Raw genomic sequence first — 10,097 nt, forward strand, 5'->3', positions numbered from 1 at the left:
TCGAACCCGTGATCGGCCATCTCAAAGCCGAGCATCGAATGGGCCGAAACTATCTCTGGTACCGCCAAGGCGACGCTGCCAACGCCATCCTCGCAGCTGTCGGCTACAACTTCCGCCGCCTGATCCGCTGGCTCAGGCTTTTGTTGTGCCAGATACTCCTCGCCCTTATGGCAACGATTCAACCCGCTCCGGCTTAAAACCGGCGTTCTTCACGGACGACTCGCCAAAGTGTTCCGCGGACGACGAAGTACCGCCCATCCGGCGTTACGGGATGCTTCATGCCCGCCATCAGATGAACGGTTTTCCCCCGGTTACCGCGACCGTCGTTCCGGAAGTGAAGCTCGACAGCGGATCGGCGAGCATGACATAGGCCGTAGCCAGCTCCGCCGGCTGCCCGGCGCGCTTCATCGGGACCTGCTTGCCGAAGTTCTTCACGGTTTCTTCCGGCATGGTCGAGGGAATAAGCGGCGTCCAGATCGGCCCAGGCGCTACCGCATTCACGCGAATGCCCTTCTCCGCGAGCATCTGTGCCAAGCCGCCGGTGAAGTTCTGGATGGCACCCTTGGTCGTCGCGTAGGCCAATAGCGTGGGGTTCGGCATGTCCGAGTTCACCGATGCAGTGTTGATAATGGCCCCGCCAGGCCGCATGTGGGGCACGGCAGCTTTCGCCAGGAAGAACATGGCGTGGATGTTCACGTCGAACGTCATCCGCCATTCCTCGTCGCTGATGTCCGCAAGGTCCTTGAAGGTCGCCTGATGCGCGGCGTTGTTGACGAGGATGTCGACGCCGCCGAGATCGCTGACCGCTTGGTCTACGATTTTCCTGCAATGGTCCGCCGACCTCAGGTCGCCCGCGACGAGCCCGACCTTGCGTCCCTCCTTCTCGACGAGGGCTGCCACTTCCTTGGCGTCGTCGTGCTCTTCGAGGTAGGCGATCAGGACGTCCGCGCCCTCGCGGGCGAAGGCGATCGCCACCGCCCTTCCTATTCCGCTGTCGCCGCCGGTGATAATGGCCCGCTTGCCCTGCAAGCGACCCGAGCCCTTGTAGCTGGTCTCGCCGTGATCCGGACGTGGATTCATCTTCGCGGTCGATCCGGGCATCGGCTGCTGCTGGCCGGGAAACGGCGGCTTCGGATAGTCGGGCATTCAGATCGGTCTCCGCGGGTCGAAAAGCTGACAACTGGCCGCCAACGTTCAAGGTTCCTAGACCAGCACCAAAAGCGCCCCGCGCGGTCTGGCACTGGATCACTTGGGGTAGCTCGGCCGCCACGCTTCTCTGGCTCGCGGCGTCCGGCCTGTTCTCATGGTATGCGGCCAACTTTGGGACGTTCAACCAGACCTACGGACCCCTCGGGGCCGTGATCGGCTTCATGACTTGGCTCTGGATTTCCGCGATCGTCATCCTGCTCGGCGCGGAGTTGAACGCCGACATGGAGCACCAGACGGCGCGGGATACCACGACAGGTGCACCGAAGCCCCTTGGCGCCAGAGGAGCCCGAATGGCCGACACACCGTCGGTGCCGAGAAAGCCGACTAGGATGCGAAACTGGCCGAAAGCCAGATCCCTGCCGTCCAACGCGCGCAGCAACAAACCTCTTCCTGCCGCTGACCGCGACTTCATCGTCGACCGCAAGAACCAAAGGCCAGAGACGGCGTTTTATCGATATGTCAGACGCTTTCGACTACTTCCGGGCGTACGCTGTCCGAGCTCTTTGCAGGGCCAGATCGATGCCGCAGGGCAGGATGAAACATCTGCGGCTGGTGGCCGGTCGAATTTATAATCTCCTCAAGAAAGAGGCGGCTTATGGCCCGAACACGCAGCATCTAGAGGACTTTCGGGCAGCGCAGAAACTCGAGAGATCCCTGGATAGTCAGCCCGATGACGATCCGCCCGCTCAAAGTCGCTTTGCTGCGTCGAGGCCGCATGGCGCGGGACAGGAGGCTTGTTGAGTGACCTCCGTCGACGTTCGCACCGTAGCAAGTCTCCTGCGAGAATACGCGCAGCGGACGGCGTTGCGTGGCGGCAACCCCTACCGTGCAAAGGCCTATTCCAAGGCGGCGGACAGCCTGACGGCTCTCGCCGTCCCTCTCGACGTGCTCGTTGCGGAGGACCAACTCACGGAAATTCCCGGCGTCGGCGAGGCGATCGCCGACATCATCACCAAGCTCCACAAGACGGGCACTCATCCGAGCCTCGAAAAGCTGCGGAAGGAGATTCCCGAGGGCGTGCTCGAGATGCTTTCCGTGCCCGGTCTCCGCCCTGAGAAGGTGCTGCGTCTCTACAAGGATCTCGGCGTTGGCTCTCTCGCCGACCTGGAGGCCGCCGCCAAGGACGATCGCATCAAGAAGGCCAAGGGACTGGGCGCCGCGCTGCAGACAAAGATCCTGCAGAACCTGGCCATCGCGAAAAGCGGAGAAGGTCGGCTCCACCTGCACCGTGCCGCCGTCCTGCTGGCACATGCCAAGGATTCGATCAGAAAGTCCCAGCCCGAGCTCAAGCGCGTCACGATCGCCGGCGATTTCCGTCGGGGCTGTGAACTCGTCGGCGATCTCACCATCGTTGCGGAAGCACCGGAGGCCGCCAAGGCACCGAAGCCGTCGACGGCGGACGGACTGCAGATGCGGCTGTCGGACCGCAAGCATTTCGGCGCGATCCTTCTGTTCGCGACCGGCTCCGCCGCTCACATCGAGCAGCTCCGGGCGTTGGCCGCCCAGAAAGAGATGAGGTTGGAAGCCGACGGCTTGCACAACGGCCGCACCCTGATCGCGGGCGACGAGGCCGAGATCTATCGCGCCCTCGGTTTACCTTTCATCGATCCCGAACTCCGGGAGGGGCGCAATGAGCTCGAGCTGGCTCTGAAGGGCAAGTTGCCGAAGCTCGTCACTGACGAGGACCTGCGCGGAATCCTTCACTGCCACACCGATGCCTCCGACGGCACCGAGACCCTTGGGACGATGGCCAAGGCGACGCGCCAGCGCGGCTTCGAATATTTCGGGGTCGCCGACCATTCGAAGTCCGCGCACTATGCCGGCGGTCTCTCAGTCGACGAGATCGCGCAGCAGCACCGAGAAGCAGACCGGTTGAACAAGCGCTTCGGCAAGGATTTCCGGATCCTGAAAGGCATCGAGTCCGACATCCTGGCGGACGGGTCGCTCGACTATGACGACGACGTGCTGGAGCGCTTCGATTTCGTGGTCGCGAGCATCCATGGCCGTTTCAAGCTGGACCGCAAGGCGCAGACGCAGCGCCTGCTTCGGGCCATCTCCGATTCTCACACAACCATCATCGGCCACATGACCGGGCGGCAGCTCCAACGGCGGCCAGGCTACGAAATCGACGTTGAGAAAGTGCTGCGGGCCTGCGCCAAGCATGATGTCGTCGTCGAGATCAACGCCCACCCGTGGCGCCTCGACCTGGACTGGCGCTGGCACCAGGCGGCCCTCGACTTCGGCTGCATGCTGAGCATCAATCCGGATGCGCACTCGATCCCCGAGCTCGATCACATGCACTGGGGTGTCGAGATGGCCCGGAAGGGCGGTGTCCCCGCCGACAGGGTCCTGAACGCGATGACGCTTCCGGAGATCACGCGCTACCTCCGCCAGAAGCGGCGCTCGCTCGTGCGAGCGGCCTGATCGGCGGTATGCTGAGCGTCGGGAAGCAATCGCAAGTTTCGCTGACCGACCGAATATACGATTGCTGAATGAGAGATACCCATGACAGACGTTTCGAAGATCAAGGAACACATGGACGTGATTTCGTCCGATAGGAAGATGGTCGGAAAAGTCGATCATCTGGACGGAACCGACAAGATCAAGCTGACGAAGCAGAGTTCACCGGACGGTCAGCATCATCACTTTATTCCGCTCTCATGGGTCGATCACGTCGATCAGCACGTGCATCTCAACAAGACCGGCGCCGACATCACCTCACACTGGCAGCACGCTCAAACCTGATGAAACCGACCGGTCAACATCACTGCGGCAAAGGCGTCCAAAACCGGTCCCGCCGCCGGCCCGTTGCCAGCGTGAAGCCAAGGAGCAACATGGCGGATCAGGCACGGCCTCGAGCGATGAAGGGCGTAGCCGCGCCATGCGCATTTGCCGCGGTACCGGCTTGAGAGTGCCAACCCTCGGCGGGTGCAGGCAAGCTCGCCCTTGTGAGGGAAAGCGCTAATCGAGATCATCGATGTCGGCTTTTCGCCGATCGCGTCGGCTGGGGCGGCTCTCGAGATGTCCGGAGTCGGTGGTAGAGCAGAAGTCATCGCCTCCGGTGCAGCTGCCGCCTTTTGAACAAAGCGGACGTTCTGTCTACGCCCAGCCACGACTGATAAGCTTTCGTATGATATCTTATCAGTTGGAAGATTGCCCCTCTGATGATTTGGGCACAGTTCGCCGGCGATCAATAAGTTCCGTAACAGCTCTTCTCGGAAGTTAATCGAGCTTAATTCGTTCGTCATCGACGATGACGTCGGCGGCGTCATTTCGATCCTGTAAGTGTTATGGTGACGCTTCGGTCTTCGACGTGGCCAGATGGGCGGTCGCGTCTTAACTCCCCTCAATGGGCTTTGGGTATTTTCGCTTGTAAGCAGAGATCGTCCACGTTCCCCGGCGATTGGTATAGCGCGCGATGATGCTGTATCACATCGAGCCGGCGCGACCGTGCCGTGGCCGAAGTCATGACGGCCTGCGAAGTCAGGCTTGCGCTGCACTGCGCCTTCATGTGGTGGTCCCTGCGCGGCAGGCAACCCGGGGCGATCTCGGCCCGCTTTTCTCACTGGGCTATCTGACGCCTGCGGCCTATGCCGCCAGTCTCACCGCAACGATGCGGTCGGCTGCGCAACCCCGACAGGCCCCGCCGAGCGCACGTTGCTCCCGCGCCGAACGGCGGACAGCACTTGCGGAGGGTCAGGGTTCCTTCCATAGTTCTCCAGCCGTCAACATAGTTTCGCCTCCTCGGCTGCGTTAAAAGCTCCAGTACAGCGGGGTGAAGCTGGTAAAAAAAGACGACGTGACGTGCAGCTCCAAGCTCATCCCTTGGGGAAAGTTTTGCAGGCGCAAAAACCATCTGCGTCCCGTTGAATGTTAGCTCGCCGTAGCGCAGATCGGCACATCGCTCTCAGGCGGGTGCCATTGCATTTGATATGGAGCGCCAAATGGATTCCACGCTGGACAAGCTCGCGGAAGAGCAGATCACGAAAAGCTTGGATGAGCAGTTTTCCAAACTTGTCAACCTGGCGCGCGAAGAGGAAGTCGGTCCTTTGGCCCCGCCGACTAAGAGGAAGACGTCTCGCGCCCCGCCGACAACAATTCATCGCTCGGGTTGGCGCTACGTGGCTTTGCTCGGTTCTCTGTTGGCAGCATCCATTGGTGCCGCTGCCTGGCGGTGGTCATCCTCGGTTGATACGGCGATGATGGCCCCCTCACAGCTGGCACCTCTGACACGGGCCGCGCCGGACGCCACCGCGCGGAAAGACGTTGCGCCGCCTCCTGCTGCCTTGTCTTCCGAGTTTGCGCAGCAGCTCCAACCGATGGCGCGCGATGTCGCTGCATTGAGGCAAACGGTCGAACAGCTCGAGGTGAGGCAAGAACAATTGGTCCGCGACAGTGAAAATCTGGTGAGCCAAATCAAGGCGAGCCGGGAAGAAATCGCACGCAACACCAGTACCATCGACCAGATCAAGGTGACCCAGATCCAGATGGCGCGCGAAAGCCAGACGCTCACCGAGCGACTAAACGCAAGCCAGGAACAACTCGCCCACGTCATCGCCAACGCCTTAGAGCCAAATGTGACGCCTGAAGCGCCAAGGGTGAGCCCCGAAGAGCCAAGGGTGATGACCGAAATACCGCTGCCGCGTCCGCGGCAGTCGGCCAATGTTGCCCAGACGCAAAAGCCCGCGCCGAGCCCGGCGCGGCCGCAAGCCAAAAAGCCGCAACCGCCATTGGCATGGCCATGGTCAGTGCACTCGAAGGCCACAGAATGATTCTAGGCACCCGGGCGAGGCGTAATCGTCAATCAACGCCTTTCCCGGTTTCAGTTGGCTTGGCTCTTCGAAGGCAGCTATTGGGACCTCGGCGAGAGGTCAATCTTAAGCACGAAGCCGATACCCTTGCTTCAGAATTCGAATGAACGTGCGAAGAAGCCTCCGGCTCTGGACCGAGGTTTGGGATGGGATTGGACAGCAAAAAGGACGTCCATTTGGACGGCTCATCGGGAGGCCGGTGAGCCGGCTGGAGGTGCTTGAAGGACTGTCGGGACGCCACGTTTGTTCGGAGGCTGAGAGAGCTCGGATCGTCGCCGAGAGTCTGCTAGCCGGTGCCCAGGTTTCCGAGGTGGCGCGCAAGCACGGAGCGACGCGCTGGCGGATTTACGATTGGCCACGACGCTTTCGACAGCGAGGCATGTTGGCGCCGTGCGAGGCGTCGCAGTCGACATTCGCGCCGCTGGTCGTGGAAAGCGCGTTGGAGGAGGGTCACGTTCCGGCCATCAAGCTTGAGATCGCGATCGGCGATGTCGTGCTGCGGACGGACACAGCCATAGATGGCGAGCAGCTGTCCCGGGTGATCCGCGCAGTGCGAGCGTCACGATGATCGCGGCCGGTGCCGATCTGAGGATTTACATCGCGACGCGGCCGATCGACTTCCGCTGTGGCCACGATGGACTTGCGGCAAAGGTGCAGGAAATGCTTCGCCTCGACCCGTTCAGCGGCGCAGCCTTCGTGTTCCGATCGAAACGAGCGGACCGGATCAAGATTTTGGTCTGGGATCGAACGGGCCTGGTGTTAGTTCATAAGCGCCTCGAAGGCTGCAAGTTCGTTTGGCCAACGATCGCAGACGGCGTGATGCGCATATCGCCAGCGATGTTCGCAGCCCTGTTCGAAGGGCTGGATTGGAGGTTAGTCCGCCCGGAAGAAGCGCGGCGTCCCCAGGCGGCTGGATAACTGCGGCAGATTTACTCGAGAGCTATTTTGAACGTGGCACGCGCAGTGGTGATGTGCTCGAAATAGCGCATGAGCATTGCGGCGCTGCGCGACGAAAACGAACGCCTGAAGGCGCTTTTGGCGCAAACGCAGTCCGCCTTGAGCGAGCATCAGGGGGCACTGGCGGCATCGGAGGAAGCGCGACGTCGGCTGGAGGTCATTCTCGGGGAATTGCGACGCGAGAAGTTCGGCGCGAAGTCCGAGAAGTTGGGGTCAGATCAGTATCACTTGCCGCTGGAAGACGTGGAGATCGCGCAAGGCATCCTGGACGCGGCGCAGGAGAGAGCCGAGGCTGTGATCCAGGGCCGATCGCGGAGCGCGCCGGATCAAGGTTCTCATCGCAATCGCGGCTGCTTGCCTGCCCATTTGCCGCAGGTGGAACGGATAATCGAGCCCGCGAGCACGCTCTGTCCGTGCGGTTGCGGCGCCATGACGAAGATAGGTGAGGACGTCAGCAAACGCCTCGACGTGATCCCGGCGCAATGGCGCGTGCTGGTCACGCGCCGCCCGAAATACATCTGTCGCCGGTGCTCGGGCCCTCTCGTGCAGGCGCACGCACCGGAGCACGTCGTGCCTGGTGGACTGCCGACCGAAGCGGCGATTGCGCACGTGATCGTCTCCAAGTTCGGCGACCATACGCCGTTTTACCGTCAGGCCGAGATCCCCGCTGTGCGGCGACGTTGAAGTCGTCAAGTGCTTTCCCGATGGCTTTTGCAAATTGTGTGAGGTTCAGCGAAGCGAATGCTTGGTTCAGCTCAGCGGCGACTGCGACGGGATGACTGGCCTGTAGGTTTTTGTCAATTCGAGCTCCCAAAGAGAAAGGCCGGCTCTTTGAGCCGGCCCCTTGTTCTTTTGACTGAAGCGACTCAGTACCTCGCGATCGCCGGGCCACCCCAGCGGTAGTTCAAGCGGACGAGCCCCATGTCGACGTTCTGATCGATACGCTCGGTGCGCGTAAAGACACCAAGTCCCGCGCCGGCGAAGTTGCCGGAGCCGGTGAAATCGACGTTACGACGTTCGAGGAAGATGTGATTGTACTCGATGCCAACCGACCAATTCGGCGCAAAGCCATATTCGAAGCCGGCGCCGACCGTCCCGCCCCAGCGGGTTTGGTCGTTCGCCCGATCGAATTCAAGGCCGGTTGCAACGTCAAAGGTCCTGTAGCGATCGCCGACGACGGCGGCGCCACCTTTGACGTAGAACAGGGCGTTGTTCCAGGCGTAACCGATTTGGCCCGTGATCAGACCGAAGGCGTCAATTTTCGACTGATTGCGAAGGCCGAATCCCGGGATCGCGCTGATATTGTCGCCCTTGAAATCCGCCCAGTTGCCCTGGCCTTCGACACCGAACACCCAGCTTGCTGACTGCCAGCGATAACCGATCTGACCACCGACCGTGCCCCCGGTCGCATTGTGACAGCCTTCACCGACAAGACTACCCGGAACGCCAGTCACACCGCCAAAAGTGTCGACGAAGTCCCAGCACTTGTGGCTTGAGCCGCCACCGCCGTTGACGCCGATGTAGAAGCCGCTCCAGTCGTAGATGGCGGCGACCATCGGCGGCGGAGCCTTGGTGTACGGCCGGGCCGCGAGATGGGCCGCGCTGGCTGGAGCCGCCAGACCTAAAACTAGTGTTCCGGCCGCAGCCGCAATCAGTTCCTTCATTCGAGTCTCTCCAGAGATAACGAGTTCAAGGAATTGGCGTGCTCGCTCACCTGCCCGAAGAATAGTACGTCGCGCTCCTGTACGTTGCTGTAGCTGGCTCGCAACACTCGATATCAAAGGTGGCCGGAATTCTCCATATGTGTTAAGTAGTTGGGAACTAAATGCCACATCGTTTGCAGCCCGCCAGCGTACCGCCCGCCAGAAGCGATTTCGCCGGCTAGTAGAGATCGGGTTGAAGGTGAAGCTGATGTCTGACGTAGAAGAACGCGCGGAGATCACGCAAAAGCGCGAAGCAACTGTCAAACAGCTATTGCGTCGCGCAGCCAAGCGCACCCGACCAAGCCAAGCCTTTTCTGTAGTTCCTGATAGCCGCCAGACAGATGCGAACCGTGAGTTCGCGCCAGATCGCGACGCGGACGCCATTGTATGGTTCTTGATCGCCCTCCCGGTATTCATGGTCGCCCATGCACTCTGCGTGAAGATTGGCGCCATCTAGCGCACGAAGAGAGCCTTTGTTCATCCCGATGGTGCGCTCGGATCTCGCGACGTCACTTCCAGCAGGGCCGCCTCCAGTTGGCGTCTGTCCAGCCGATGGCAGCGGCTGAATCCAGCGCACCTCAGCGCGTTGGAGCTTGCTGCAGCGTTCTTAGCCGAGGGCCGCAGAGGTCTACACGCTCCGAACCGAGACCGCGGCCTGAGATATCTCCAAAAGACACACGCCAGAGCGTGTTGGGATAGCTGCCGGCACACACCAAATGTGTCGTATCGGATGCATAGTTGACGCAGCGCTTTAGACACTGCCTCGCCAGCGCAGCTTGGCGATCGGGGCAGTTCAGACCGGTTCTTTTGTCTTCGGCCCTACCGGCGTCGTCCTCAAAAAAACAATCCCGCAACTGCGCATTTCCGGTTAACACGTTCACGCATTGAGCGGTTGCGTCGCCGACCTGCGCTTTGGTCGGATCCACCAATGGGCACTCTGGGGGAATCTGAACTGGGGCCACGTAGGTACGCGCTGGCCGGCGGGCGAGCACGGCGGCTCGGTGCTTGCGCACCGCGGACCCACGTGACGGCCCTCGAGAATCTTCGGCGCAGGCGATAGGAAGGCAGCGGACCGCTGCTCACGCACCGATTGGCGTCTGGCGCGCAGCCGGTGGCGGCAACAGGTTTGCGCAGACGCGGGCGATATCACCGCATATGCCAAAGCATATGCCAAAACCAGGATTGGCACCTTGAGATGGCGCATGTTCCCCGCACCAGACAGCTAAGCGGCGCTCGACTTGTCCTTTTCAATCACGCTCATTCTTTTTCTTCTTGTCATCTCCATCCTGGCCGCCAACCCCCGAGGAGGCCTTGTTACCGCCGCCACCTCCAGATCGGGAGCCTTCCTCTCCGGAATGCGCGACCTTGGACCCCTTTGCGCCACCCGCGTTCTCGCCGCCACCCCCGCTATAGACGT

The 10,097-nt window shown here is 61.3% G+C and carries 9 protein-coding genes and 2 pseudogenes; 9 read left to right on the forward strand and 2 right to left on the reverse strand.

Annotated features, from left to right (window positions below):
- Window positions 1-197 (forward strand): annotated as a pseudogene (locus IVA80_RS31540) (IS5/IS1182 family transposase); the annotation flags it as partial.
- 91 nt (window positions 198-288) lie between these two features.
- Here IVA80_RS31540 and IVA80_RS31545 read toward each other — a convergent pair.
- Window positions 289-1,146, reverse strand: coding sequence for a glucose 1-dehydrogenase (locus IVA80_RS31545; protein ID WP_247438769.1), 858 nt, complete (start codon window positions 1,144-1,146; stop codon window positions 289-291).
- Window positions 1,147-1,235: 89 nt separating this feature from the next.
- Here IVA80_RS31545 and IVA80_RS31550 point away from each other — a divergent pair.
- From IVA80_RS31550 to IVA80_RS31580, 7 genes and pseudogenes are all read left to right on the forward strand, one after another.
- A pseudogene (locus IVA80_RS31550) lies at window positions 1,236-1,511 on the forward strand (YhjD/YihY/BrkB family envelope integrity protein); the annotation flags it as partial.
- Between the two features lie 439 nt (window positions 1,512-1,950).
- Window positions 1,951-3,633 carry a DNA polymerase/3'-5' exonuclease PolX gene (locus IVA80_RS31555; protein WP_247438770.1) on the forward strand — a complete coding sequence of 561 codons (1,683 nt, stop codon included), beginning with the start codon at window positions 1,951-1,953 and terminating at the stop codon, window positions 3,631-3,633.
- 81 nt (window positions 3,634-3,714) lie between these two features.
- Window positions 3,715-3,954, forward strand: coding sequence for a DUF2171 domain-containing protein (locus IVA80_RS31560; protein ID WP_247438772.1), 240 nt, complete (start codon window positions 3,715-3,717; stop codon window positions 3,952-3,954).
- Between the two features lie 1,199 nt (window positions 3,955-5,153).
- Window positions 5,154-5,981, forward strand: coding sequence for a hypothetical protein (locus IVA80_RS31565; protein ID WP_247438774.1), 828 nt, complete (start codon window positions 5,154-5,156; stop codon window positions 5,979-5,981).
- Window positions 5,982-6,123: 142 nt separating this feature from the next.
- Window positions 6,124-6,588, forward strand: a complete 465-nt coding sequence (locus IVA80_RS31570) for a transposase (protein ID WP_247438776.1) — start codon at window positions 6,124-6,126, stop codon at window positions 6,586-6,588.
- Window positions 6,585-6,938, forward strand: a complete 354-nt coding sequence (tnpB, locus tag IVA80_RS31575) for an IS66 family insertion sequence element accessory protein TnpB (protein WP_247438777.1) — start codon at window positions 6,585-6,587, stop codon at window positions 6,936-6,938. Before IVA80_RS31570 ends, tnpB begins: the two co-directional genes overlap by 4 nt.
- 69 nt (window positions 6,939-7,007) lie before the next feature.
- A complete protein-coding gene (locus IVA80_RS31580; RefSeq protein ID WP_247438780.1) occupies window positions 7,008-7,661 on the forward strand; it encodes an IS66 family transposase zinc-finger binding domain-containing protein in 654 nt (217 codons plus the stop codon).
- A 182-nt stretch (window positions 7,662-7,843) separates the two neighbouring features.
- Here IVA80_RS31580 and IVA80_RS31585 read toward each other — a convergent pair whose 3' ends face one another.
- Complete coding sequence (locus tag IVA80_RS31585; protein ID WP_247438782.1) at window positions 7,844-8,641, reverse strand: outer membrane beta-barrel protein; 798 nt, start codon at window positions 8,639-8,641, stop codon at window positions 7,844-7,846.
- 232 nt (window positions 8,642-8,873) lie between these two features.
- Here IVA80_RS31585 and IVA80_RS31590 point away from each other — a divergent pair, with 232 nt between their 5' ends.
- A complete protein-coding gene (locus tag IVA80_RS31590; protein ID WP_247438784.1) occupies window positions 8,874-9,137 on the forward strand; it encodes a hypothetical protein in 264 nt (87 codons plus the stop codon).
- Window positions 9,138-10,097: the final 960 nt, after the last annotated feature.

The sequence above is a fragment of the Bradyrhizobium sp. 139 genome, assembly GCF_023074175.1.
Lineage (GTDB): Bacteria > Pseudomonadota > Alphaproteobacteria > Rhizobiales > Xanthobacteraceae > Bradyrhizobium.

What these genes read in the sequence shown, in the direction of transcription:
- IVA80_RS31545 (WP_247438769.1), bottom strand. Translation starts at nt 1,146, where the DNA reads ATGCCCGACTATCCGAAGCCGCCGTTTCCCGGCCAGCAGCAGCCGATG.
- IVA80_RS31560 (WP_247438772.1), top strand. Translation starts at nt 3,715, where the DNA reads ATGACAGACGTTTCGAAGATCAAGGAACACATGGACGTGATTTCGTCC.
- IVA80_RS31565 (WP_247438774.1), top strand. Translation starts at nt 5,154, where the DNA reads ATGGATTCCACGCTGGACAAGCTCGCGGAAGAGCAGATCACGAAAAGC.
- IVA80_RS31570 (WP_247438776.1), top strand. Translation starts at nt 6,124, where the DNA reads ATGAACGTGCGAAGAAGCCTCCGGCTCTGGACCGAGGTTTGGGATGGG.
- tnpB (WP_247438777.1), top strand. Translation starts at nt 6,585, where the DNA reads ATGATCGCGGCCGGTGCCGATCTGAGGATTTACATCGCGACGCGGCCG.
- IVA80_RS31580 (WP_247438780.1), top strand. Translation starts at nt 7,008, where the DNA reads ATGAGCATTGCGGCGCTGCGCGACGAAAACGAACGCCTGAAGGCGCTT.
- IVA80_RS31585 (WP_247438782.1), bottom strand. Translation starts at nt 8,641, where the DNA reads ATGAAGGAACTGATTGCGGCTGCGGCCGGAACACTAGTTTTAGGTCTG.